At 67.7% G+C, this 25,604-nt stretch carries 19 protein-coding genes and 1 tRNA gene; 15 read left to right on the top strand and 5 right to left on the bottom strand.

From position 1 onward, the window contains the following. Positions 1 to 83: 83 nt before the first annotated feature. Together argC and IAI54_RS00550 are read left to right on the top strand one after the other, a co-directional pair. On the top strand, positions 84 to 1,022 hold the full coding sequence (argC, locus tag IAI54_RS00555) for an N-acetyl-gamma-glutamyl-phosphate reductase (RefSeq protein WP_187970528.1): 939 nt from the start codon (positions 84 to 86) through the stop codon (positions 1,020 to 1,022). After that, positions 1,023 to 1,355, top strand: a complete 333-nt coding sequence (locus IAI54_RS00550) for a YunG family protein (protein ID WP_187970527.1) — start codon at positions 1,023 to 1,025, stop codon at positions 1,353 to 1,355. Between the two features lie 3 nt (positions 1,356 to 1,358). Here the strand turns inward: IAI54_RS00550 and IAI54_RS00545 are convergent, their stop codons facing one another. Continuing rightward, positions 1,359 to 2,450: a COX15/CtaA family protein gene (locus IAI54_RS00545; protein ID WP_187970526.1), complete on the bottom strand. Its 1,092-nt coding sequence runs from the start codon at positions 2,448 to 2,450 to the stop codon at positions 1,359 to 1,361. Positions 2,451 to 2,613: 163 nt separating this feature from the next. Between IAI54_RS00545 and IAI54_RS00540 the strand changes: the two genes are divergently transcribed. After that, a complete protein-coding gene (locus IAI54_RS00540; RefSeq protein WP_187970525.1) occupies positions 2,614 to 2,826 on the top strand; it encodes a DUF2842 domain-containing protein in 213 nt (70 codons plus the stop codon). An 11-nt stretch (positions 2,827 to 2,837) separates the two neighbouring features. On the opposite strand, the gene IAI54_RS00535 is transcribed toward IAI54_RS00540, so the two are convergent. Next, complete coding sequence (locus IAI54_RS00535) at positions 2,838 to 3,896, bottom strand: polysaccharide deacetylase family protein (RefSeq protein WP_187970524.1); 1,059 nt, start codon at positions 3,894 to 3,896, stop codon at positions 2,838 to 2,840. A gap of 83 nt (positions 3,897 to 3,979) precedes the next feature. Here IAI54_RS00535 and IAI54_RS00530 point away from each other — a divergent pair, with 83 nt between their 5' ends. Together IAI54_RS00530 and IAI54_RS00525 are read left to right on the top strand one after the other, a co-directional pair. Further along, positions 3,980 to 5,212, top strand: a complete 1,233-nt coding sequence (locus IAI54_RS00530) for a GNAT family N-acetyltransferase (protein ID WP_187970523.1) — start codon at positions 3,980 to 3,982, stop codon at positions 5,210 to 5,212. Between the two features lie 108 nt (positions 5,213 to 5,320). Then, entirely contained in the window at positions 5,321 to 6,199 is an 879-nt protein-coding gene (locus tag IAI54_RS00525) for an amidohydrolase family protein (RefSeq protein ID WP_187970522.1), read from the top strand. Between the two features lie 30 nt (positions 6,200 to 6,229). Here the strand turns inward: IAI54_RS00525 and IAI54_RS00520 are convergent, their stop codons facing one another. Together IAI54_RS00520 and IAI54_RS00515 are read right to left on the bottom strand one after the other, a co-directional pair. Further along, positions 6,230 to 8,263: an acetoacetate--CoA ligase gene (locus tag IAI54_RS00520; protein WP_187970521.1), complete on the bottom strand. Its 2,034-nt coding sequence runs from the start codon at positions 8,261 to 8,263 to the stop codon at positions 6,230 to 6,232. Between the two features lie 98 nt (positions 8,264 to 8,361). Then, positions 8,362 to 10,479 carry a GumC family protein gene (locus tag IAI54_RS00515; protein WP_187970520.1) on the bottom strand — a complete coding sequence of 706 codons (2,118 nt, stop codon included), beginning with the start codon at positions 10,477 to 10,479 and terminating at the stop codon, positions 8,362 to 8,364. Between the two features lie 247 nt (positions 10,480 to 10,726). On the opposite strand from IAI54_RS00515, the gene IAI54_RS00510 reads away from it, so the two are divergent. The 6 genes from IAI54_RS00510 to IAI54_RS00485 all read left to right on the top strand — a co-directional run bounded on the left by IAI54_RS00510 (position 10,727) and on the right by IAI54_RS00485 (position 16,488). Next, entirely contained in the window at positions 10,727 to 11,290 is a 564-nt protein-coding gene (locus tag IAI54_RS00510; protein ID WP_187970519.1) for a polysaccharide biosynthesis/export family protein, read from the top strand. A 21-nt stretch (positions 11,291 to 11,311) separates the two neighbouring features. Further along, positions 11,312 to 12,439, top strand: coding sequence for a glycosyltransferase family 4 protein (locus IAI54_RS00505; RefSeq protein ID WP_187970518.1), 1,128 nt, complete (start codon positions 11,312 to 11,314; stop codon positions 12,437 to 12,439). 123 nt (positions 12,440 to 12,562) lie between these two features. Beyond that, complete coding sequence (locus IAI54_RS00500) at positions 12,563 to 14,098, top strand: undecaprenyl-phosphate glucose phosphotransferase (RefSeq protein WP_187970517.1); 1,536 nt, start codon at positions 12,563 to 12,565, stop codon at positions 14,096 to 14,098. Continuing rightward, positions 14,095 to 15,375 carry an O-antigen ligase family protein gene (locus IAI54_RS00495; protein WP_187970516.1) on the top strand — a complete coding sequence of 427 codons (1,281 nt, stop codon included), beginning with the start codon at positions 14,095 to 14,097 and terminating at the stop codon, positions 15,373 to 15,375. The genes IAI54_RS00500 and IAI54_RS00495 overlap by 4 nt, the downstream gene beginning before the upstream one ends. Positions 15,376 to 15,457: 82 nt before the next feature. Further along, positions 15,458 to 16,234 (top strand): SDR family oxidoreductase, encoded by a 777-nt coding sequence (locus IAI54_RS00490; protein ID WP_187970515.1) that lies wholly within the window; start codon positions 15,458 to 15,460, stop codon positions 16,232 to 16,234. Positions 16,235 to 16,414: 180 nt separating this feature from the next. Next, positions 16,415 to 16,488, top strand: a tRNA-Pro gene (locus IAI54_RS00485). 534 nt (positions 16,489 to 17,022) lie between these two features. Here IAI54_RS00485 and IAI54_RS00480 read toward each other — a convergent pair. After that, positions 17,023 to 17,385: an SPW repeat domain-containing protein gene (locus IAI54_RS00480; protein WP_187970514.1), complete on the bottom strand. Its 363-nt coding sequence runs from the start codon at positions 17,383 to 17,385 to the stop codon at positions 17,023 to 17,025. A 263-nt stretch (positions 17,386 to 17,648) separates the two neighbouring features. Here IAI54_RS00480 and aroQ point away from each other — a divergent pair, with 263 nt between their 5' ends. From aroQ to IAI54_RS00460, 4 genes are all read left to right on the top strand, one after another. Further along, positions 17,649 to 18,089, top strand: a complete 441-nt coding sequence (gene aroQ / locus IAI54_RS00475; RefSeq protein ID WP_187970513.1) for a type II 3-dehydroquinate dehydratase — start codon at positions 17,649 to 17,651, stop codon at positions 18,087 to 18,089. 419 nt (positions 18,090 to 18,508) lie between these two features. Further along, entirely contained in the window at positions 18,509 to 19,285 is a 777-nt protein-coding gene (locus tag IAI54_RS00470; RefSeq protein ID WP_187970512.1) for a Crp/Fnr family transcriptional regulator, read from the top strand. 256 nt (positions 19,286 to 19,541) lie between these two features. Then, entirely contained in the window at positions 19,542 to 20,891 is a 1,350-nt protein-coding gene (locus tag IAI54_RS00465) for a tetratricopeptide repeat protein (protein WP_187970511.1), read from the top strand. Between the two features lie 2 nt (positions 20,892 to 20,893). Beyond that, positions 20,894 to 25,561 (top strand): FecR family protein, encoded by a 4,668-nt coding sequence (locus IAI54_RS00460; RefSeq protein WP_187970510.1) that lies wholly within the window; start codon positions 20,894 to 20,896, stop codon positions 25,559 to 25,561. Positions 25,562 to 25,604: the final 43 nt, after the last annotated feature.

Genomic DNA, 25,604 nt, shown 5'->3' with positions numbered 1-25,604 from the left:
CAGCCTTGATCAACGCCTTGCCGGGCAGAGTCCGCTCACGACTCCAACGCATTGATTGCTCCATCTTTTCAGGCGAGACAGGCATGAAACCGAAAATCTTCATCGACGGCGAGCACGGCACCACCGGCCTGCAGATCCGCACCCGGCTCGGCCGGCGCGACGATCTCGACATCCTCTCCATTCCCGAAGCGGAGCGGCGCAACCGGTCGCTGCGCGAGGACATGCTGAAGGCCGCCGACATCGCCATCCTGTGCCTGCCGGACGAGGCCTCCAAGGAAGCGGTCGCGCTGCTGGAAGGCACGAACGCGACCCGCATCATCGACACGTCGACGGCGCACCGCGTCCATCCCGGCTGGGCCTACGGCTTTGCCGAGATGACGGGCGGACAGCGCGAGAAGATCGCCGGCGCGCGGTTCGTCGCCAATCCCGGCTGCTACCCCACCGGCGCCATCGGCCTGATCCGGCCGCTGGTCGAGGCCGGACTCCTGCCAGCCGATTATCCCGTCAGCATCAATGCGGTCTCCGGTTACACCGGCGGCGGCAAGCAGATGATCGCGCAGATGGAGGATGCGGCCAATCCCGACCACATCGCTTCGCCGCACTTCCTCTACGGGCTGACGCTCGCGCACAAGCACCTGCCGGAGATGCAGGCGCACGGCCTGCTCGCGCGCCGGCCGATCTTCTCGCCCAGCGTCGGACGCTTCGCACAAGGCATGATCGTCCAGCTGCCGCTGCACCTCTCCGACCTGAACGGCACGCCGTCGCTGCACGACCTGCACGCCGTGCTGACGGCCCATTACGCCGGGCAGTCGGTCGTCGAGGTGGTACCGCTGGCCGACAGCGCCTCGATGTCGCGCATCGACCCGACGGCGCTCAACGACACCGACGGGATGCGGCTCTACGTCTTCGGCACCGAGGGCAAGGGGCAGGCGAACCTCGTCGCCGTGCTCGACAATCTGGGCAAGGGCGCCTCGGGGGCGGCGGTCCAGAACATGGACCTGATGCTCGGCCGCGCCGCCTGAGTGCGGACCTACCGCGATCCGGCAGCGCTGCGGGAAGCGCTGGAGACGGCCTGGTCGATCGACAGCTCGACCCGCTGGACGAAGGCTGTCCCGGCCCTAGGCCAGTGTGGGGTGACCGCGCTGGTCGTGAACGATCTGTTCGGCGGAGACATCCTGACGACGCCGACGGCGGAGGGGATGCATTTCTACAACCGGGTCGGCGGGCACCGCGTCGACCTGACGGCCGGCCAGTTCGACGCGCCGATCGTCTACGAAGACCGTCCGGCCTCGCGTGCGGAGGCGATGGCCGATACCAGCCCCGCCCAGTACCACGCCCTGCGGTCGAGGCTCTGACCCTCAGCTCCTGACGACGACCCCGGTCTCCTCCGGATAGCTGCCGCGCGTGCCGCGCCAGTGCGCCGCGGCAAAGCCCAGCACCACCAGCGCGAAGGCCTGGTGCAGCAGCGCCCAGCCGATCTGGACCTGGAACAGCAGCGTGGTGATGCCGATCGCCGCCTGCACGAGCACCAGATGGAAGAGCACCAGCGCGCGACGGGCATGGGTGGTGCCGGGCTCTTCGCGGCGCGCCTGGATCATGTGCCACAGCGCGGCGGCGAAGAGCAGGTAGCCGCCCGTCCGGTGCACGAACTGCACGGTCTTGGCGTTCTCGAAGAAGTTGATCCACCAGGGCTGCTGGATCAGAAGATCGCCCGGAACGATCGCGCCATCCATGAGGGGCCAGGTGTTGTAGGCAAGCCCGGCATCGAGGCCCGCGACGAGGCCGCCGAGATAGACCTGCACCAGCACGAGGAGCATCAGCACCAGCGCGAAGCTGCGCGTCCCCTGCTTGGAGGGCGCAGCCGTGTGCGGCGCCAGACCCCGCGCCACCACCATCGTGGCCGCGAAGATGATGCAGGCGATCGTCAGGTGTGTGGCGAGGCGGTACTGGCTGACGTCGGTGCGGTCGACGAGGCCCGAGGCGACCATCCACCAGCCCACCGCACCCTGCAGGCCGCCGAGCGCGAGCAGGCCGACGAGCTTCGGCTTCAGGTGGCCTTCCAGCCGGCCGGTGAGCCAGAAGAAGGCGAGCGGCAGGGCGAAGACGACGCCGACGCCGCGAGCCAGCAGCCGATGGCTCCATTCCCACCAGTAGATGGTCTTGAAGTCGTCGAGGCTCATGCCCTTGTTGATGAGCTGGTATTCCGGGATCTGGCGATATTTCTCCAGTTCGGCCTGCCAGGCGGCTTCGGTCAGCGGCGGCAGCACGCCGAGCACGGGCTTCCATTCGGTGATCGACAGGCCGGATTCCGTCAGCCGCGTCGCGCCCCCCACCACCACCAGCGCAAACAGCACCAGAAGGACGACGTAGAGCCAGCCGCGGACGAGGGCGCGGTTGCGCGCCTGCCGTTCGATGGCGTCGTGCAGCGTGGATTCGGCGATCGCGGTCATGGGTCCGTCCGGTGGTTCATGCAGCGGTTTCTCGTGGCCGATCGGGGGTGCGCTTGCAAGGCTCGGGCGCGCGGCACGCGGTCGCGCCGCGCCCACCCGGACGATCAGGCATTGCCTTTGCCGCCCGTGTGCGTACATGCAGGGCCAAAAGGAAGAAGCGTCGATGCCCCTGCGCCTGAAGAAGCTGATCGGAACCGTCCTGCTCGTCGCGCTCGTGGTGGTCTACGCCATCGTCGCCACCATCGTGGCCGTGGCGCAGCTGGCCGAGTCCTCCTGGGTCGTCCACCTCGCCTACTTCTTCTTCACGGGCCTGCTGTGGGTGCTTCCGGCCATGGCGCTCATCAAGTGGATGGCGGGCCCCAGGGCGCAGGGCTGAGGTGTCGCCGGTCAGACCGTGACGACGCGTTGGCCTCGGTTGGCGATCGGGATGGTGATGCCCGAGAGCATCGTGCCGATATGGGCGACGAGCTGGTAGCGGCCGTTGATGGAGATCCGCGGCAGCGCCTGCAGGTGCGAGGCGTGCTCGACCTGGAGCAGCCCGTGGCGCGTGGTCACCGCCGAGACGTAGCCGGCCGCGCGGGCGAGGTCGACCTCCCGCCGCCCCACCGCCGATTCGTAGCCGTAGGGATAGGCCATGTGGCGCGGGGTCAGCCCCAGCTCCATTTCGATGATGCTGCGGGCATCGACGAGCTCCCGCATCGCCTTCTCCGGCGTCAGCCGGCGCAGATTGTAGTGATGGACGCTGTGCGCCCCGATGGTGACCAGCGGATGGGCCGCGAAGCGGCGCAGTTCGTTCCAGTCCATGAGCGCCGCATGTCCGGCGCCGAGAGGATCGATGCCGCAGGAGCGGGCGAGCCCGCGGATGACCTCCACCTGATCCTCCTCGGCCACCCTTTCGGTCAGGTAGTTGTGGATCTCCCTGTTGGCGCGGAACTTTTCGGCCGGCGTCCCGCACTCGAAGACGGCGGGTCCCTCCGGCATCGACAGGTAGACGAGGGACCGTGTCGCGATGATCTCCTCCAGCAGATCCCACCAGAGCAGCACCTTGCCTTCCGTGAGCGCCGGCGCGACATGGACGGTGATCGGCGCGCCGTGGCGCTCCAGCACGGGCAGGGCATCGGTCAGATTGTCTCGGTAGCCGTCGTCGGCGGTGATGGCGACGAAGCGTTCGCGGGAGGAACGGCTCTTCAGCCGGTCGACGGCCTCGTCCATGCAGACGAAGACGAAACCCATCCGCCTCACCTCGGTCAGGACGGCGTCCAGGAAGGACGGCGTCACCGTCAGGTGCCGGTTGACGCCGATGCCGCGCGGCGGATGGTCGTTGATCCGGTGCAGCATCAGGATCGCGCCGATTCCACCCAGCAGGCGGCCGGCGAGCGGGGCGAGCAGGCTCAGCCGGGCGCCGTGCAGCACCAGCTTCCTGAGCAGTTCGCCCCTGTCGATCATTCTTTCACCATTTCCCGATAGGCTGCACCATCGGCAGGCGTGACGCCGCTGTGACGGTAGCAGTACCCTCGAAGGTTAAAGGTATGGTTGATACGGTCGTCCACAACCCTCCGCAGGGCCGGCCGGCGGAAGCAGCCAGCCCTCGCGCGGTCGGCGTGCCGTCGGGCCTGGCGCGCGCGGTCTCCTGCCTTCACGGGCTGGACGCCCTCGCCTTCTACCGCGCGCATTGCCGCGACGCGCTGCATGCCCCGCCGCAAAGCCCGGACTGGATCGATGCCTGGGCGAGGCACTGCAATCCCGACATCCTGTGCCTGACCTTGTCCTCGAGCGGCCGCACGCGGATGGCGCTCTGCCTGGAGGTCGTCCAGGGCGGCAGGATCCGCACGGCCAGGATCGTCGGCGGGTCGCACGCCAATGGCAGCTTTCCGGCGCTCACCAGCGGATGGACCGGCGAACTGGAGCATGCGGACGTGACCGCCCTCGCCGCGGCCGTTCGCGCGCTCCGCCCCGACGTCGACCTTCTGATGATCGAGCGGCTGGCTGAGCGGTTCGGGGGCGTCGCCAACCCGCTGTCGCCCGTCCGCTCGTGGCAGAGCCCCGACCCGGCGCTGGCGATCGACCTGACGCCAGGCTTCGAGGGCGTGCTTGCGCGGGCGAGCGGCAAGCGAAAGCGCAAGAAGCACCGCTCGCAGATCCGCAAGTTCGAGGCCGCGGGCGGCTACCGACGGTTTACGGCGCGCGGAGCCGAGGACGCGGACCGGCTGCTCGACGCGTTCTTCCGCATGAAGGCCGCGCGCTTCGACGCCCTGGGTATCGACGACCCCTTCGACGACGCCGGGGTCCGGGCCTTCTTCCGCGATCTCTTCGGCCGCGCCGCCGCATCCCCGGCGCCCGGTTTCCTGCTGCAGGCGCTCGAGGTCGCCGGCGTCGTCCGTGCCGTGACCGGAAGCAGCCTCGCGGCGGGCACCATCGTCTGCGACTTCGTCGCCTTCGCGGAAGACGAGCTTGCCGGTGCGAGCCCGGGTGACTTCCTGTTCTTCGAGAACATCCGGGAGGCCTGCGAGCAAGGCCTGTCGACCTTCGACTTCAGCGTCGGGGACGAGGGCTACAAGCGCCAATGGTGCGACATGGAGACCCGTCCGTTCGACGTGGTCGTTCCGCTGACCGCGAAAGGACGGCTCTCGGCCGGCCTGCAGCGCGGCCTCGTCGGGGCGCGCCGCTTCGTCAAAGCGAACCCGCAGCTGCGGAACGCCCTGAAGACCCTGCGCCGGCGCGGCCGCGCCCCCTCCCCGCAAGCGGTCGGGGACGAGGACTGAGCCCTCGATCCGGGACCGTCCGACCAGACGCGCTCAGCCGGCTTTTTCGGTTTACAACCGCACCGCGTTTGGAGAATGTGCGCGCCGAATGCAGAAGGCAGGGAACGCATGAAACTCGACGAATTGCTGGCGATCGACATCCACACCCACGCCGAGGAGCCCTGCTGCGGCCCCCGCGACGACGGCTATGACGAGTTCCAGGCCGGCATGGCCGCCTATTTCCGCAACCCTGCAGGCGCGAAGGGCATGCTGCCTACCGTGCAGGAGACCGCCGACTACTACCGCGAGCGCAGGATCGGCTGCGTGATCTTCCCGGTCGACGCCGAGCGCGAGACCGGCTTCCGCCGCTACAAGAACGAGGAAGTGGCCGAGGTCGCGGCGGCCAACAGCGACATCATGATCCCCTTCGCCTCGATCGACCCGGCCAAGGGCAAGGCCGGCGCGCGCGAGGCGAAGCGGCTGGTGCGCGAGTTCGGCATCAAGGGCTTCAAGTTCCACCCCACCATGCAGGGCTTCTATCCCAACGACCGCTCGGCCTACGTGCTCTACGAGGCGATCGCCGAGGAAGGCGCCATCACGCTGTTCCACACCGGCCAGACCGGCGTCGGCTCGGGCATGCGCGGCGGCATGGGCATGCGGCTGAAATACTCCAACCCGATGTATCTGGACGACGTGGCGGTGGATTTCCCCGACATGCCGATCATCCTGGCGCACCCCTCCTTCCCCTGGCAGGAAGAGGCGCTTTCCGTGGCGACGCACAAGCCCAACGTCTACATCGACCTGTCGGGCTGGTCGCCGAAATATTTCCCGCCGATCCTCGTGCGCTACGTCAACTCGATCCTGAAGCACAAGATGCTCTTCGGCTCGGACTGGCCGGCGATCACCCCGGACCGCTGGCTCTCCGACTTCGAGACCATCGGCATCAAGGACGAGGTCAAGCCGCTCGTCCTGAAGCAGAACGCGGCGAAGCTCCTGAAGCTTGCCTGAGGGCGCGGGCGAAAGCCCGCTTCCCCTTCGTCAGCCGCGATCGGAGAGGCTGCGGTAGAGCCCCTCGCCCTTCGCGCTCCGCCGTTTGGCGAAGTCGACGAACCAGTCCATGCTGCGCGGATTGCGCATCGCATCGGCACTGAAGGCCTTGTCGGCCGGCCAGCCCATCAGGAGCTTGCGTACCGGCACCTCCATCTTCTTGCCCGACAGCGTGTAGGGGATGGCCGGCACGGCCAGCACCTCGTCGGGCACGTGGCGCGGGCTGCGCTCGGTGCGCAGCCGTGTGCGGATCTGCTGCAGCAGATCCTCGTCCAGCGCCGCCCCGTCCCCGAGCTCGACGAACAGAGGCATGTAGAAGCCGCCGCCGGGTTCCTCGATGCAGACGATCAGGCTGTCGGCCAGCGCCTCGATATGATCGATGGTGCGGTAGATCTCCGCCGAGCCGATGCGCACGCCGAAGCGGTTGAGCGTCGAGTCGGACCGCCCATGCACGAAGCAGCCGCCGCGCGCGTTGATCTCCATGAAGTCGCCATGCCGCCAGACGCCCGGCCAGGCGTCGAAATAGGCTTCCCTGTAGCGCGTCAGGTCGTCGTCGCCCCAGAAGAAGATCGGCATCGAGGGCATCGGCTTGACGATCGCCATCTCTCCCACCTCGCCAACCAGTTCGCGCCCGGCTTCGTCGAAGACGCGCACGTCGACGCCGAGGCACCGCGTCTGGATCTCGCCCGCATGCACGGGCAGCAGCGGCGTGCCACCGACGATGCCCGAGCAGAATTCCGTGCCGCCGGACTGCGACGTGATCCAGAGGTCCTCCTTCACCGCCTCGCGCAGCCAGGCGAAGGTCTCGGGCGTCGACGGGGAACCGGCGAGGAACACGTTCTCGAAGGTCGAGACGTCGCAGATCGCCTTCGGCACCACGCCCTGGCGCCGCATCGTGTCGACATAGGTGGGGCTCGCGCCGAACGATGTCGCGCCCACGTCGGCCGCCAGGCGCCACAGGAGGTCCGGCCCGGGATGCGACGGCGCGCCGTCATAGAGCAGGACCCGGCCACCCATCAGCGGCCCCCAGAGCAGCGAGTTCCACATCACCCAGCCGGTGGTGGAATAGAAGAACATGCAGGAGTGGGGCTTCAGGTTGAGGTGGAACGCCGCCGTCTTGTAGTGCTCCACGATGACGCCGGCATGGCCGTGGACGATCGCCTTCGGCAGGCCGGTGGTGCCCGACGAGAACAGCACCCAGAGGGGATGATCGGGCGCCACCCGCTCGTAGCGGAAGCCCTCGCGCGGCACCGGTGGTCCCGACAGCGCGTCCTCCCAGGCGACGATGGCGATGCCGTCGAGGGCGGGCCGCGCGCCGCTGCCGGCATAGTCGAGCCAGACCACCGTCTCCAGCCCGGGCAGCGCGCCCACGATCTGTTCGATCTCGGCGATGCGGGAGAAGTCGCGGCCGGCGAAGCGGTAGCCGTCGGCGGCGAACATCAGCTTCGGCTCGATCTGCGCGAAGCGGTCGACCACCGTCTTGACGCCGAATTCGGGCGCGGCGGACGACCAGACCGCGCCGATGGCCGTGACCGCCAGCATTGCGATGATCGTCTCGGGGACGTTCGGCATGTAGGAGACGACGCGGTCGCCGGGGCCGATGCCGCGTGCCCGCAGCCAGGTCGCCAGCACGCGCACCCGCGCGCCCAGCTCGCCCCAGCTCATGTCGGCCAGCGCGCGCAGTTCCGAGACGTGATGCAGAACGGTCCTGTCGGGATGGTCGTCCTCGCGGCGGAGGACGTGCTCGGCATAATTGACGCGGCTGCCGCTGAACCAGCGCGCGCCGGGCATGACACGGCTCTCCAGGACGCTGTCGTAGCCGTCGTCGGAGATGATCGCGAAATAGTCCCAGACCGCGGCCCAGAACCCTTCGATGTCGTCGACGGACCATGCCCGCAGCGCCTCGTGATCGGGAAGCACGCGGCCGCGCTCGGCCTGCAGCCAGCGCATGAACGCCGCCGTGTTCGAGGCCTCCTTGAACGCGTCGCTGCCCTCCCAGAGGAACTCACCATCGGCAATCGTCATCGAGCCACCCCTCCTGCCATGTATACACGGCGTCGCTTCTAGCGGGTGGCACCGGTCTCGTCACCTGCGGAGGCTTGTGCCAGGGCTCCGTTTCGTCCTCAGGCGGCGGAGCGTTCGTCGGGCGTCGGCGCGCGCGGCGGCACGTAACCGAGCGGCGTCGCCAGGAAGGCCTTCTCGTAGCCGACCGACTTCAGGTTCTGCTCGGTCTTCGAGATGGCCGCGTCCCCCTCCTCGATCACGCTGATGACGACCTCCGTCGCGCCGGAGACGAGACGCTTGAGGCTTGCCGGCTCGGCCGGGCCGCACTCGACGATCACCAGGTCGTAGGCGGTCGTCAGCGAATCCATGATGATCGGCAGGCGATCCGCCGCCCGCATCGCACGGGCGGGGTCGGCGGTGCCCACCGGTATGACGTGGCAGTCCGAATAGAGGTCGGGGTGGATGATGTCGGTGAACTGCGCTTCCGAGCAGAGCAGGTCGGTGATGCCCTTGTGGCTGGTTCCTTCCAGCATCGGCCGCGAGGCCGCGCCGGTGGTGGTGAGGTCGAGAAGGAGCGTCCGCAACCCGGCGTCGGCCACCTCGCGCGCCACCATGACGGCGGTCGCGGCCCCCTCGTCGCCTTCCGGCGAGACGAACACGGCCCGCGAGGCGCCGCGCGAGATCAGCCGCTCGGCCGCAACCTCGACCGTGACCTGTCCCTTCGTGAACGCCGGAGCCGCCTCCGTGCCGGCTCCCGCCGGCGCAGCCGCGTCGGTCGTCCGTCCAGTGCCGTCGACATAGACCGGCATCGGCACGTCGCGCACGGGCTCGGCGGCCGCCGCCGGCCGCAGCGCGCGGCCGCTGAACAGTTCGCGCAGCAGCGTCACAAGGGCCATCACCAGCAGGGCGGCCACGAAGGCGGCGGCGGTGATCGGCACGACCTTCGGAAAATAGGGTTCGGAAGGCGCGCTCGCGCGGGAGAAGATGCGCGCGTCGGCCGGCAGGTAGTTGCGATCCTTGCGGGAGGCCGCCTCGCGATAGCGGGTCAGATAGGTCTCGAGCAGATCGCGCTGCGCGGCGGCTTCCCGCTCGAGAGCGCGAAGCTCGACCTCCTGCTCGCCGACGCGGGCCGATTCCGCCTTGAAGCGGTTGAGCTCGGCGGTGAGTTCCTCCTCGCGCAGCCGCGCCGCGTCGGCTTCGGTGTCGAGACCTTCCAGCACCTTGCGGGCTTCGTTGCGAATCTGGCTGTCGAGGTCGGCGAGCTGCGACCGCAGCGCCCGGATGCGCGGATGATTGTCGAGCAGCGTCGCCGACAGGTCGGCGATGTCTGCCCGGAGCTGCACCTGGGTCTCGCGCAGGCGCTGGATCAGCGGCGAGGCGAGGACGCCCGGCAGCGCGTCGATCGAGGCTCCTGCCGCAAGGGACCGGCGGACAGCCGAAGCGGTCGCTTCGGAGGCGGCACGGCTTGCCTTGACCCGCGACAATTCGCTCGACAGTTCGGAGAGCTGCTGCGTGGCGAGCGCGGCGTTGTTGTTGCCGACCATCAGGTCGGTGGTCGAGCGGAAGTCCGCCACCCTGCTCTCGGCCGCCTTCACCTTGGCGCTGAGGTCGGCGATCTCGGGTTCCAGCCAGTCGGTCGCGTCGGCGTTGGACTGCTGCTTGGCGTTGCGCTGGAGCGCGATATAGGCATCCGCGATCGCGTTGGGGACACGGGCGGCGAGCGCGGGATCCTCCGACGAGAACTGCACGACGATGACGCGCGAGTTCTCGACGCGATAGACGGTCAGCTTCTCGCGGAAGGCCTTGAGCACACGGTCTTCCGCCGGCAGTTCCACGGGGTCGGACTTCAGGCTGAGCAGGATCAGCAACCGCCCGGCGAAGGACACCTGCCCGGACGCCTCGAATTCCGCGATCGCAGCCAGATCGAGATCGCGCGCAACCTGCTTCAGGAGGTCGGCCGAGCCGATGACTTCCACCTGGCTGGCCACGCCCTGGTCGTCGAGAATGGTGGTATCGTCATTGCCGGCGGCCGGACGCGTGAACACGGACTCGCGCGTCTCGATCAGGATGCGCGTCTCGGCCTGGTAATGCCGCGTGGCGAGACTGGCGAAGGCGAAGGCGGCGGCCGTCACGCAGACCGCGACCAGCGCGATCCGCTTCCAGTCGCGTGCGAGGCTCGAAACCAGCGCGCCTATGTCGATGTCGAGATCCGCTCGGGAGGCGTCGGCGACGGCCATCTGTGGTCACTCCACTCACTTGTGGCCCCAGATGGTAAACACCTATGGTAACTGGCCGGTTAAGATCGGAATAACCGAAAATTCAGACGTCTTCACAAGAGGTTAATCAGGCCTGAAGGACCGGAATCCGAAAAAGTCGAGGTCGTTCTCTCCCTGCCTTTACCGGGCATTAACCCTAACGAGTGGATAACGGTCCGGTCTTCGATCGTCGGGTTACCGGCGGTCCGCCAAAGGGTGCGTGTCTCCGATGAAAAGCCCGTTCGCCGTTTCGACCGCCGCCTTCGCCGTGCTTCTCCTGGCCGGCTGCGCCGGCTATCGCCCGGTCGCGCCCGCCTTCCACGCGGCCATCAACAAGCCCTACGTGCTCGACGCCGGCGACCGCATCCGCATCACCGTCTTCGAGCAGGACGGGCTGTCCAACGTCTACAGCGTCGACCAGGCCGGCTACATCGCCTTCCCGCTCGTCGGCGCGGTCGGCGCACGGGGGCGCACGGCGCAGCAGATCGAGGCCGATCTCGCGCAGAAATTGCGCGGGGGCTACCTGCGCGACCCGGACGTCTCGGTCGAGATCGACCGCTACCGCCCGATCTTCGTCATGGGCGAGGTCGGTGCGGCCGGACAGTATTCCTACGTGCCCGGGATGACGGTGCACAAGGCGGTCGCGGCGGCGGGCGGCTATTCGCCCCGCGCCTACCAGGCCAACGTCGACATCACCCGCGACATCAACGGCAAGGTCATGACCGGCCGCGTGCTGACGTCCGATCCCATCCTTCCCGGCGATACGGTCTATGTCCGTGAACGCCTGTTCTGATCAGGATGGGTCACGCCTCCGGTGAGCCAGGGCCTGCGCATCGTCCACTGCTTCCGGTCGCCGGTCGGCGGGATATTCCGCCACGTGCGCGACCTCGCGGACGCGCAGGCGGCGGCGGGACACAAGGTCGGGATCGTCTGCGATTCCTCCACGGGAGGAGACTACGAGGCGCGGCTGTTCCGCGCCATGGAACCGAAACTCGAACTGGGCGTGCGGCGCACGCCCATGCAGCGTCACGTCGGGCTCGGCGACATCGCCGCGGCCTGGCGGACGTTCGGACTGATCAGGGAATTGCAGCCGGACATCCTGCACGGCCATAGCGCCAAGGGTGGCGTCTATTCGCGCGTGTTCGGCTCACTGTTGCGGGTATCCAGGTCTCGCGTCGCCCGCCTCTACTCGCCCCACGGGGGCAGCCTGCACTACAGTCCCTCGAGCATGACGGGCCGCGCCACGTTCATGCTCGAGGGCCTGCTGGAGCGGGTTTCGGAGCAGATACTCTTCGTGTCCGAATACGAACAGGACACCTATCGCCGCAAGGTGGGGGAGCCGAAAGTCGGCCATCGCGTGATCTACAACGGCGTGACGCCGGCAGAATTCGAGCCCGTCCTGCCTGCCGCCGACGCCAGCGACTTCCTCTACATCGGCATGATGCGCGACCTGAAGGGACCCGACATCTTCATCGATGCACTCGGGCTGGCCGAGAATGCGCTTGGCCGGCCGCTGACGGCCGTCATGGTCGGCTCGGGTGACGACCGCGACCGCTACGTCGCCACCGTGGCGGAGCGCGGCATGTCGTCCCGCGTCACCTTCCTCGATCCCATGCCCGCCAGACAGGCCTTCGCGCTCGCCCGGACCGTCGTCGTGCCGTCGCGCGCGGAAGCTCTGCCCTACATCGTGCTCGAGGCGCTGGCGGCCGGCCGGCCGATGATCGCCAGCGCGGTCGGCGGCATCCCCGAGATCTTCGCCGGTGCGCCGACGGCGCTGGTGACGCCGGATCCGGTCGCCATCGCCGGCAAGATGGCCCTGGCGGTCGGCGATCCGGATGCCTGGGCCGCCACCATGCCGCGGCCCGCCGACATCGCCGAGCGCTTCTCGGTCGCCCGCATGGCGCAGGAGATCGAGGCCGTCTACCGCAGCGTCCTGCCCTGAGGCCGTGCGGAGACGCGCGTCGAACGCCACGCCCGGCCGCCGGATCCGTCCAATACGCGGCGCGATCGCAAGGGAATGTTAGCCGATCCGCGCTAGCGTTCGAGCCACAACAGGCTCAGCGACATGAACCAGATCGACCCGTCATCGCGCTTCACGCCGGATGCCGTTCGACGCTTCGACGACCCCCACGCGCCGCGGGGAGGGCCGACGGAGCTCGGACCTTTCGCGAAACGGGTGGCCGCGCAATATCGATCGGACACCATGTCGCCGGTGATGGTGAGCGGCAAGCTGCGCATCCTGGAATTCCTGCTGCTCGCACTCTGCGGCGCCGCCGCGCACTACATGCACTACGACCGGATCGGCATGGACTGGAGCTACGTCTGGACGAGCTTCGGCGGCGCGCTGCTCGCGGTCGTCCTGCTGGAGATCGCCGACGCATACCAGATGGCAGCGCTGCGCCGTCCTTTCGCGCATGCCCGCAGGATCGTCCTCGTCTGGTCAGGGGTCTTTGCCCTGATGGCGCTCGGTGCCTTCCTCATGAAGACCTCGCAGGACTTCTCACGCCTCTGGTTCGGCACCTGGTACCTTTCCGGTCTCGCAACGCTCTTCGTCCTGCGGCTCGTGATGTCGCGCCTGATCCGCCGCTGGGCGCGCAACGGCACGATGGAACGCCGCGCGGTGATCGTCGGCGGCGGCAGCGGGGCGGAGACGCTGATCCGCTCGCTCGAACAGCAGGCCGACAACGACATCCGCATCTGCGGCATCTTCGACGACCGCAGCGACACCCGATCGCCGCCGATCGTGGCCGGCTACCCCAAGCTCGGCAACGTCTCGGAACTGATCGAGTTCGCCCGCATCGCGCGCATCGACATGCTGATCGTCTCGCTGCCGCTCACCGCCGAGTCGCGCGTCTTGTCGCTGCTCAAGAAGCTCTGGGTGCTGCCGGTCGACATCCGCCTGTCGGCGCATTCGAGCGAGCTGCGCTTCCGGCCGCGCGCCTACTCCTTCGTCGGGTCGGTACCGCTGCTCGACATCTTCGACAAGCCGATCAACGACTGGGACTCCGTCGCCAAGCGCGCCTTCGACATCGTCTTCTCGCTGCTCGGCATCCTGGTCTTCTCGCCGGTCATGATCGCGACGGCGATCGCCATCAAGCTCGATTCGAAGGGGCCGGTCCTCTTCAAGCAGAAGCGGCACGGCTTCAACAACGACGTCATCGAGGTCTTCAAGTTCCGCTCGATGTATGCCGACCAGTCGGACCCGACGGCGAAGCGCGCCGTCACCAAGGGCGATCCGCGGGTCACGCGCGTCGGTCGCTTCATCCGCAAGACGTCGATCGACGAGTTGCCGCAGTTCTTCAACGCGCTGCTCGGCAGCCTGTCGCTCGTCGGGCCGCGGCCGCACGCCATCGCCGCGCAGTCGCACAACCTGCTCTACACGGAGGTGGTCGACGGCTACTTCGCCCGCCACAAGGTCAAGCCGGGCGTCACCGGCTGGGCGCAGATCAACGGCTGGCGCGGCGAGATGGACACGGACGAGAAGATCCGCAAGCGCACCGAGTTCGATCTGCACTACATCGAGAACTGGTCGCTCTGGTTCGACCTCAAGATCCTCTTCCTGACGCCGATCCGGCTGCTCAACACGGAAAACGCCTATTGAGCGCGAGCGCCGCCCTTTCGCATCGCGCGGTCCCGCGCGCGGAGGTCAACGCCTGGCTGGCCGGCCTGCTGCCGACCGGCGCGGTGACGCTCGGCGTCTTCCTGTCGGGCTTCGTCATCCGCGAGCCGGCGCCTTACGAGCTCTACATGGTGGCGCTGATCGCCGTCTGGGCGCTGTTCGGACTGCGCATCTCGCGCGCCGTCACCCCGCTCGCCGTCCTGCTGGTCGTCTTCAACATCGGCGGGATGATCGCGGCGACCCAGATGGCGGTGCTGGGCGACGCGCCGCTCTACATCGCGGTCTCGCTGTTCCTCGCCTTCACCGCGATCTTCTACGCGGCCGTGCTCGACGGCCGGCCGCAGCTCTTCCGCCTGATCTTCCACGCCTGGGTGGCGGCGGCGCTCTTCACCTCCGTCCTCGGCATCCTCGGCTATTTCCACGCCTTTCCCGGCGCGGAGATGTTCACCAAGTTCGAGCGCGCGGCCGGCGCCTTCCAGGACCCCAACGTCTTCGGCCCGTTCATCACGCTGCCCGGCATCTACCTGCTCTACCGGATGCTCACCGGACCCGTGGCCAGGATGCCGCTGCTCGCCCTGCCGCTCGGCATCATCACGTTCGGCGTGTTCCTGTCCTTCTCGCGCGGCGCCTGGGGCCTGTTCGCCTTCTCGGCGCTGCTGCTCTCGCTGCTCCTGTTCATCCGCAGCCGCAGCGCCTTCTTCAGGCTGCGCCTCCTCCTGATGGGCGGCGTGGCCTTCGGCCTGCTGGCGGTCGGACTCCTTGTGGCGCTGCAGATCCCCGCCATCGCCGACATCTTCTCGACCCGCGCCCAGCTCGTCCAGGACTATGACGGCGCGCGCCTCGGGCGCTTTGCCCGCCATGCCATCGGCTTCGTGCTCGCGATGGAGAAGCCGCTCGGGATCGGCCCGCTGGTCTTCGGCAAGCTCTACGGCGAGGACACGCACAACATCTGGCTGAAGGCCCTGATGGACTATGGCTGGCTGGGCTTCGCCTGCTGGCTCACCATGATCGTCTGGACGCTGGCGGCCGGCCTGCGCATCCTGTTCCGCGACCGGCCGTGGCAGCCCTACCTCCTGTGCGCCTGGGTGGTGTTCCTCGGGCACGTGCTGCTCGGTACCGTCATCGACACCGATCACTGGCGCCACTTCTATCTCCTGCTCGGCCTCGTCTGGGGCGGGATCGCGCTGGAGCAGCGCCACCAGTGGACGGTGATGCGCCACTATCGGCCCGCGACATGCGCAACGACGGCAGCGCGCTGACGCTGCTCCCGGCCTCGATGCGATCCGGCCCTTGCGCCGACGGTCCGGCAAGGGCACTCCTGTCGCGACAAGGGAGACTGACATGGATCTGGGACTGAAAGACAAGGTGGCGATCGTCACCGGCGGCTCGCGCGGCATCGGCTTCGCCTGCGCGGAGGCGTTCCTGGCCGAAGGGGCGCGCGTCGGCATCGTGGCGCGCAACGAGGCCAGCCTTGCGGCGGCGAAGATGCGGCTGCCGGGCATCGCGACCGCCGTGGCGGATCTCGTCAACGCCGAAGCTGCACTGCGAGCCATCGACGCGCTGGAAGAGGAACTCGGAGCCGCCCACATCCTCGTCAACAGCGCCGGTGCCGCGCGCCGGACGCCGCCCGACGAGCTGTCCCCCGCAGCCTACCGGGCCGCCATGGACGCCAAGTTCTTCAGCTACGTCAACGCGATCGATCCCCTGGTCAAGCGGATGGCCGCACGCGGTGCCGGCGTGGTCGTCAATGTCGTCGGCAATGGCGGCAAGGTCGCGTCGCCGACGCACATCCCCGGAGGCGCCGCCAATGCCGCGCTGATGCTGATGACCGCGGGCCTCGCCAATGCCTACGCAGCGCGCGGCGTGCGGGTGGTGGCGGTCAATCCCGGAATCACCGAGACGGAGCGCATGACCCAGGGGCTGGAAGCGGATGCCCGTCTCGCCGGGACGACCGTCGAGGAGGCGCGCGCCCGCGGTCTGGCGCGCATTCCGCTCGGGCGCTTCGCGGCGCCGGGCGAGATCGCCGACATGGTCGTCTTCCTCGCTTCCGCACGCGCCAGCTACGTCACCGGCGTATCGATCGGCATGGACGGCGCGGCGAGCCCGATCGTCGTCTGAGGGAAAGGCACCGGGGGCCGCCCCGCCTTCGAGCGGGAAAGACCGGATTTTCCCCTTGCGCCGGTCCGCATCAGGCGATAGGGCTTCCCGCGGTTCGGAGCCGCGTGCTCACGGCAGGTCCCAGGGATCTCCGGCGGCTTCGGGCGGTTGAACAGGCGCCGAGCAGGGACTTCTTTCCTTCGGGCAGTAGCGCAGCCCGGTAGCGCACTTGACTGGGGGTCAAGGGGTCGTCGGTTCGAATCCGGCCTGCCCGACGGAAAGAAGTCCCGCCGTTCCCGGACCACCGATCCGAGAGGCCGACGCGAAGGCACCGCGGCCGATCGCTGCGAACCTCGTCCATGGTCAGGCCCGCGGCACGCCGGCGTGCGCTGGCCTGGTGGAGCCTAAGGGCGGCCGGCTTGCCGATCGGCCCGGGCTGCATCGGCGAAAGCATGTCTCCCGAAGGCGGGTATCGGTTCGGGCGAAAGACATGTCCGAAGACGAAGCGCCAAGGCGCGGCGAACGGATCTGGGGGATCGACGGACGCTGCAGTTTCAGTCCCGCGGCGGAATGGGCCTGGCGCTCTCCGGCGTCTCCATGTCGCCCGGCGCGTCGGTGTGGGTCTCTTCGCCAGTCGGCGGCGCGATCGGCGACGTCTCGGCGGACGGAAGGATCAGGAAGCACCCCAGGACGAGGCCACGAGCATCAGGACGCCCGCAAGGGCGATGATCTCGGTGCGCCGGCGCGGACGCGGATTGCCACTCGCCACGGCGGGTCGGTCCTCTCTGCTCCGTCCGGCACCGATCGTCTCAGGGCCGGCCGCGCGCGGCGGCCTCGGGGTCGCGACGGGTCACGGCGGCGACGACGATCTCCATCAGACCGACCATCAGGTGCGGCCACCAGATGATGCCGGCGAAACCGAAGAGCCACGGCGAGACGGCCAGCAGCGCCCCGCTCGCCATGTCGACGCCGAGATGCGCCCGCAGCGGGATGACCTTGGCCGCACTGAGTTCGTAGCGCGTGAGCAGGCTCATCACGATGACGACCGCGCCGATCAGCTGCGGCAGCCACTGCTCGACGCCGCCGGTGGCAAAACCGAACAGGTAGGGCGCGACGAGCAGAAGCAGTCCGGTGGCATAGTCGATGTATCCATGTGTCTTGGTGTCGATCATCGGAGGGTTCCCTTCCATCGCTGCGGGACCCGGGCATCCGCCTGCCCTCATGAGCGGCGGGTCCGTCCCCGTTCCGCCCTCCGAACCGCGACGCCGTCGGATCGTTCCGGCGGGAGGCCCGCACCCGGTCGCAGAGACATCCCACGCGCCCTTGGGCTGCTTGACGGCGCCGCGAAAATCGGACCTAACGCGGCCATCGAAAGGCCGGCCGGTCGTCGCCGATCGCGACGCCCGGGGGATCGGCGGGCGCGCGGGAGGCTGCCATGCAGACGGTGTTCATCCTCAACGGACCCAACCTCAACCTGCTCGGCAAACGCCAGCCGGAGATCTACGGCCGCGAGACGCTCGCCGACGTCGAGGCCGCGTGCCGGGCGCTCGCGGAGACGTCCGGCCTCGGCCTGCGCTTCATGCAATCCAACGCCGAACACCAGATCATCGACTGGATCCACGAGGCGCGGGAGGCGGCGGCCGGCATCATCATCAATCCGGGCGCCTTCACGCACACGTCGATCGCGATCCTCGACGCGCTGAACGCGTTCGAAGGACCCGTGCTCGAAGTCCACATCTCGAACGTGCACAAGCGCGAGAGCTTCCGCCATCATTCCTACGTCTCGCTGCGGGCGGACGGCGTGATCGCGGGCTTCGGGGTCGAGGGATACGCGCTCGCGACGCGCCGGATGGCGACGCTGCTGCGGCGCGGGTGACCGCATCGCCGGACGAACATGTCTGCCGGAAGCGGGCATCGGTTTCGGGTGAAAGACATGCGCGGGAACGGGACCAGGACCATCCGCTGCGCGTCACAAGACCACGGCACCACGGCGCGCTCCAGCCGCCGCGGAAATCGCGCCGCCGCGACCTGCGCGACGGCGCGACCGCCGCAGTCGGGTGTTGGGCCAAGTGTGCGGCGGCTTCGCAAGAACCACTGACTCGTCCCGGGGTTCCCTCGTCCACGCCGGCCATCCGCATGTCGGGATTCCGCCCTCTTCCCCGCGGAACCCCGCGCCATTGCCTGCGTTTCGTCCGGATCAGGCCGGCCTGCAAGCACGGGGACGTCGTTTTGGCGAGTTACGAAGATGGGAAGACCAGGATCCGCGCAGGCGACACCGGGTCGCGGATCCTCGTAATGGATCCGCCGCCGTCGGGAACACAGTCCGGGCCGTCCGGCGATACCCAGCGCTTCGATCCCCAGCCGCTGATCGCGTCGCTGGAGCGGCGCGACGCGCTGTCGGACGAGGAGCGGCAGGCGCTGCGCGATCTGCCGTGGCGACTCAAGCGTTTCGGCGACGGCGAGGAGATCGTCGCGGAAGCCGCCCGGCCGACGGAGAGCTGCCTTCTGGTCGACGGGCTGGCCGCTCGCAGCCGGCACCTCGCCAACGGCAACCGCCAACTGACGGCGCTGCACGTGCCGGGCGATTTCGTCGATCTGCACGGCTTCTTTCTCAAGATCATGGACCATGCCGTCATCTCGCTGACCCCGGTGACCGTGGCGATGGTGCCGCACCGCGACATCCAGCGGCTGGCGACCGAGATGCCGCATCTGGGCCGCGTGCTCTTCATGATGGTCGCCATCGACGCCGCCATTCAGCGCAACTGGATTGCCTGTATGGGCCGCATGGAGCCGATCCGCCACCTCGCCTACCTTGTCTGCGAAGTGTACCGGCGCCTGGAAGTGGTGGGGCTCGTGGAGAACGGCTCCTTCGACTTCCCGCTGACGCAGGCGGAGATCGCCGACCTCGTGGGGCTCTCGATCGTGCACACGAACCGGACGTTGCAGGACCTTCGTGCGACCGGCCTCACCACCTGGAAAGGCAATCGCATCACGATTCGCGACTGGGACGGTCTCGTCAGGCTCGCCGACTTCGATCCGACTTATCTCAACCTTTTTCATCACCCGCGCTGACGCCTCTTGCAGGCCGGATCCACCCTTCTTGCGCAAGTGTAACCGCATCGGCTGCACCAACTTTATTCAAATGATCCGCCGTTGCCTTCAAACTGTGCTGCGGCCTGTCGCCGAAACGACACAGTGAGCCGATGGCGGACTAGCGCCGACCCCGCGCAATCTCCAATGCATTGACACGGCTTCTTGTTTGACCCAACGTCAGACTGGAATGACGCGGCGGCCGGAGGGTTTTGTGCAACTGAGGATGCGAGTTCTCTTGGCGGCGGGCGCATTTCTGTGCTCGACCGCCGCTTCCGCGCAGACCGATCCCAAGGTCGCGCCGAAGACGGTTGCCCCTCCACAGGTCACCGCCGACGTCGCGACCCTGCAGGCGCAGCGCACGGCGCTGTTCCAGCGCATGCTCGAAAAGCCCGACGATCTCGACACGGCCTTCCGGTACGCAGCCCTCTCCGCGCAAGTGGGCGATCTCGAAGCGGCGATCGCTACGCTGGAGCGCATGCTCATCTTCGCGCCCGGCCTGCCGCGTCTGCAGCTCGAACTCGGCGTGCTGTACTACCGGCTCGGCGCCTTCGAGACGGCACGGACCTACTTCACGTCCGCGATCTCCGGCCAGCAGGTGCCGGACGAGGTGCGGGCCAAGGTGGAGGAATACCTGGCGGGCATCGCGACGGCGGAGATGGATACGCGGTTCTCGGGTCAGGTCCGTCTCGGGGTACGCTACCAGACCAACGCCAACCGTGCCCCGGGCATCGGCACCGTCCTGACAAGCGGCGGCCTGACGATCGATCCGGGATCGGCAGGCGCGTCCGACGGCAACGTCTACGGCGCCGGGCTGTTTCACTTCAGCTACGACCTGCCCAGCCAGGGCGATTCGCTCGAGGTCGACCTCATCACCTATGCCTCAAAGCAGTTCGAGCGCGACGAGCTCGACACGGCGCTCGGGGAGGTCACCTTCGGCCCGGCCTTCGACATGGGCCGTTTCGGCATCGACAACGCGGTGCTCGGCGTCTACGGCATCGCGTCCGGCGCTTTCGTCAACGACCACTTCTATTCGGCGGCCGGCGGTGCGGGCGCACGCTTCGTCATCCGCCCCTCGGCCCGAACGTCGCTGCTCACCGCCTTCGAATACCGCTACCGGGACTACCAGGAATCCAGCGCGGCTCCGACCGCCGACAACCGCGACGGCAGCGAGTACCGCCTCTACACGAACAACAGCTACATCGTGACGCCGAGCTTCATGCTGACCGGTGGCGGCTACGTGCAGCTGACCGAAGCCGAGCGCAGCTATCTCGCCTATGTCGAGGCCGGCATCTCGGGCGGCTTCAGCTATGCCTTCGCCTCGCCGCTGGGCGGCCAGTACGGTCCCTGGACGCTGTCGCCGACCGCCGGCTACGTGTACCGCGCGTATGACGAGGCCGATCCGGTCATCGACCCGACCCAGGCCGAGGTGGACCACGAGGCCTATGTGGGCGCCAGCCTGCTGGTGCCGGTGTCCAGGAGCTGGTCGCTGATGGCCGACGGCGAGTACCGCAACGTCAGTTCCAACTATGCGATCCGCGACTACGACAACGTCTCCGTCTCGCTCAGCGTCGTGAAGAGGTTCTGACCATGGCTGCCCCCTTCGCACGATCGGTCCCGATGCGCAGCCTCGCCGCCGGCGTGGCCGCCGTCGCTCTCGTGTCGGCACAGGCGCCCGCCTTCGCCAAGGTAGGCGTTGCCGCCGCCGTCAACACCGACGCCAAGGGTCGGCCGCCGGGGGCCGCGCCGCGCATCATCTCGCTTGGTCAGAACGTCATCTTCAACGAAGAGATCACCACCGACGGACGCGGGCTCGTCCAGATCCTGCTGCTCGACGGCACCACCTTCACGGTCGGGCCGAACAGCCAGCTCACCATCGACGAGTTCGTCTACAACCCCGCGACCGGCGACGCCAAGGTCGTCGCTTCCGTCGCCAAGGGCGCGTTCCGCTTCATCGGCGGCCAGACCAGCCGCCGGCCGGACGGCGCCACGATCAACACGCCGGTGGGCACCATCGGCATCCGCGGCGCCATGGTCGAGGGTCGTGTCGAATCCTCCGACAAGGCCCTGTTCTCCATGATCTTCGGCGACGAGGTGCAGTTCCGGGGCCGCGACGGCCGGCGCTCGCGCATCTACGAGCCGGGCTATACGCTGGTCGTCCAGGGCGGCCGCGGCGGCGGGCTCGACACCAACGTGCGGCGCCGAACGGAGAGCGACGCCTCGACGTTCCAGTCCGACCTGTCCGGCGGCGACGGGCAGACGGGCGGCTCCGACGAGCAGCCGAACGACGGGACGGTGCAGAACAGCCCGCTCCCGCAGAGCAACTCGAACCTCCCCAACAACGCGCCGCTGCCCACGCCGCGTTCGGTTGCGGTGAAGGCGACGGACGTCGACGACATCGAGACCAATGTCGGCGACGTCGACACGCGCGGCGAGGTCACGACACCGGCCACGAGCTCCGGCACGGTCTATTATGGCGGACCCGGCGCCGTTTCGGGCTTCAGCTTCAGAAGCCTCAGCGTGCCTCAGATCTTCACGCAGGAAGAGGTGACCTTCACGAAAACCGGCGGACGTCTGGTTTCGGACGAAGCCGCGATCGACCTTCCCGACTACACCGGGACACAGGGCGATGCGGGCCTCGAGACCTTCACGGTCGACGACGGACTCTTCGGCGCCGATTCCCTCACCGGCTATGCCTATGCCGGCCGCGGCGATTTCGCCGCCTACCTGCTCGAATACGGGACGGAGACGGCCTACCCGTTCTACATGATCCACGGCACGGGAACGGAGCTCACGGAAGCGCCGGAGAACGTCTCGCTCAACGACATCCGCCGCTACACGCTGACCTCGGACCCGAGCACGGGCGGCGTGCCGTTCTTCGCGCCGACCTCCTACGGTCCCGTCACGAACGCGAGTTCGACCGATTTCTACATCGTCGAGCCGGGCGGTTCGACCACCGGCGAATTCGAGACCTTCATGAGCTGGATCTCGATCGAGGGCGACGGGCTGAACCAGAAGAGTGCGGCCTTCGTCACGGCTTCGGCGGCCAGCGAAGACGAGGCGGGCACCGATACTCTCGAAGGGTCGCGCCGCGGCAGCTATCGTTCGTCCTCCTATGACGGCGCCGTCAACATGCGCGGCTACATGACCACGCTCGCCGGTCCGGACGGATCGCATTTCTTCGGCGACAATGCCGACCATTTCGTCATCGGCTCGACGCTGGACCCGAACGATTCCTTCGTCGATTCCTCCGTCGATCCCTATGACGAGGACGGCACCTTCGTCACGCAGCACGTGGCCGCGCTGGTCGAGGAAACGCCGCAGGAGAACGTCGCGCGCACGACGCGGACGGTCTCGGGATTCATGGCCGGCGCCATGGAAACCAATTTCGATCCGAACTACCCGGTCGCGCTCGCCGGCGAGGCTGGTCCGAATTTCTTCATGCAGCTGAACGCCGAAAACAATTCGGTGGCGGCGGTCGGCGTGGTCACCGACGTCCGGGGCAACGACCTGGAGGTGGACAAGTATCTGCTCACCTTCGGCGCCGCGCCAGAGGGGGTGGACGGCGTCCCGATCGGCGGCTTCAGTCCGCTGGTTACCACCGGCGAGGGCGCCACGGGCGGCAACACCTTCGTCAATGACGACGTCTACGGCGCGGTCCAGAACAATTCCCCGCTGAACACCCGCATCCTGACGGACGCGGACTATTACAACGAGATCGAAGGCGAGGAGGTCGCCCACACCGACACGACGAATGCGGGCAGCTATCTCGTGTCCGGCCGCGCCGTCCCGATCGAAGGCTATTCGCACTGCGCGGACTGCGACTTCATCGACTGGGGCTGGTGGGGCACGCGCGTCGTCGTGGAGCCGGAGGAGAGCGAAGCGCTCCCCTATGGCCGGCGCGACTACGTCCACATGGGGACCTGGGTCGCAGGCGACATCACCGCAGCGGTCGACATGCCGATCAATGTGCGCGCGACCTACGAAGGCACGATGCTGGGCACGGTCGCATCGTATCAGGGCGAAGCCGGTGCCGCGCAGTACATCGCGTCCGGCACGTTCGGCATGAGCTACAACTTCAACGACCGCGCCGGCGAGTTCTGGATCGACAATTTCGCCGGTGTCTCTCTCGATGGCGTCGCCTACGGGATCGGCGAATCGCAGCAGGCCGAGTTCTACGCCACCAACGGGGAAAGCCAGACCTATTTCTACGTCAGCGGCGCCTTCGTCAACGACGGCGAAACCATCGCCGCCGGCGTGATCGGCGATTTCACGATCAACAACGAAGACTTCTACGCCGTCGGCACGATCGTCGGCAAGCAGACGGAGCGGGTCGAGATCGTGACGGCGCGGGTGCTGACGGCGCCGGACATCTTCGTCCCCCTCGGGTCGGAGGATTCCTTCGAGAATGCGGGCCAGCGCGGTCTCGTCGGCACGACGGAAGCGTCCGACCGCAACATCGTCTTCGACAAGGTCGGCGGTCTCCTCATGAACGAGGACACGCTCACCTCGCTTCCCGACCTCACCGGAACCGTGGGCGACGAGGGGCTCGCGACCACGATCATCGGCGGGACGATCGCCGACGGCCAGGCCGTCTCGGGCGTCGCCTATGCCGGTGCCGGCGACTTCGCGGCCTATTTCCTCGGCTTCGATGGCGATCCGCGCGATCCCTATCAGGTGATCGTCGGCACGCCGACCTCCAGCGAAGTGATCTCCAGCCTCAACACCGGGACGAACGTGCGCGAGTACACGCTGACGCAGGATCCCATCGAAGGAATCGACGCGCCCTTCTTCGTGGACGATCTGTTCGGCGCCGTCGACAACCAGTTCCTCAGTTCCTCGAACCTCTTCATCGTGGAATCGGATACGGCTGCGAACTACGGAACGGGCGAGACCAATCTCGACGCGAAGCTGTTCCAGTCCTGGATCTATATCGAGGGGGAAGGCTCGAACCAGAAGAGCGCGGCCTTCGTCATCGCAAGCCCGGTCGGCATCGACGACGAAGGCGACGCCACGCTTGCCGGCATCCGGCGCGGCTCGTTCCGCTTCGACGCCGGCGAAGGGCCGGCCAACATGCGCGGCTCGGTGGTCGCCACGGCGGGGCCCTCCGGCAATGCGTTCTTCGGCGCCAATGCCGAGCATTTCGTCCTGGGCGCCAGCATCACGCCTGCGGATGGGTTTGCCGATACGACGCTGAACAACGCCGGATACACGGGCAACCAGCAGGACGGTTATCTGGCAGACGGCTTCCCCTTCGCGACCCATCACGTGGCCTCGCTGACGGACACGACCCCGCAGGGCGAACTCAGCCGCACGACGCGCACCCATCAGGGCTTCATGGCCGGCCTGTTCGAATCGAGCGACGGCGGCGCCGAAAACCCCTACATCGGCATGAGCGGCATCAATCCGACGCTCACGCTGTCGACCGATGCGGTGAACAACACCGTTTCCGCGTCGGCGGTCCTCTACGACACCCTCCAGGTGCCGGGCGAGTACTGGCCGAGCACCAACGGCGTCGTCGACTACTACGCGCTCAGCTTCGGCGGTGTCGGAAGCGCCTTCGTCGACGACGACCGCTTCGGTGCGGTCCATGACGGCAGCAACGAGAACACCCGTCTCGTCACGGAGGACGAACAGGATCTTCCCAACAAGGCGGGCGACAATCCTGGCAGCTACATCGTGTCCGGCCGGGCGAATCCCATCGACGGCTATGCCCATTGCAGCGACTGCTCGTTCCTCGACTGGGGCTGGTGGGGTACGCGGGTCAGGACTGAGGTCGATACGGGCGAAGGAACCGAGACGCGGACGGATTATGCCCACATGGGAAGCTGGGTCGCGGGCGACATCACCCATCCGGACGACCTGCCGACGAACATCGTCGCCACCTATTCCGGCACGGCGCTCGGCAACGTCACGCGTCAGAACCAGGAGGGGACATCGACATACATCGCGTCGGGCACGATGAACATGACCTTCGACTTCAACGACCGGACCGGAACCGTGAACCTGAACTCGTTCGATGGCTTGAACCTTTCCGCCGGGGTGAGCGACGCGTCGACCAGCAATCAGGCACTGTTTTCGGGCTATCTCAGCGGCTCCGGGATGAACGGCGCCGTCAACGGCGCCTTCGTGAATAATGGTCCGATCAAGGCCGGCGGGGTCATCGGGAACTTCGGGTTCCAGGGCGTGAGCGGAAGCGACAACGTCATGGCCACAGGAACGATCGCCGGGAGCGCACAGAGCGGGATCGGAAACTGACGCCTGCCATGAACCGTCAGGGCATGGATTCGGGCGATCGGTA

The organism is Aquibium microcysteis, assembly GCF_014495845.1.
In the GTDB taxonomy this organism is placed as follows: domain Bacteria; phylum Pseudomonadota; class Alphaproteobacteria; order Rhizobiales; family Rhizobiaceae; genus Aquibium; species Aquibium microcysteis.
The sequence above is the reverse complement of the archived record's forward strand: the minus strand, read 5'-3'. Positions and strand labels throughout refer to the sequence as shown.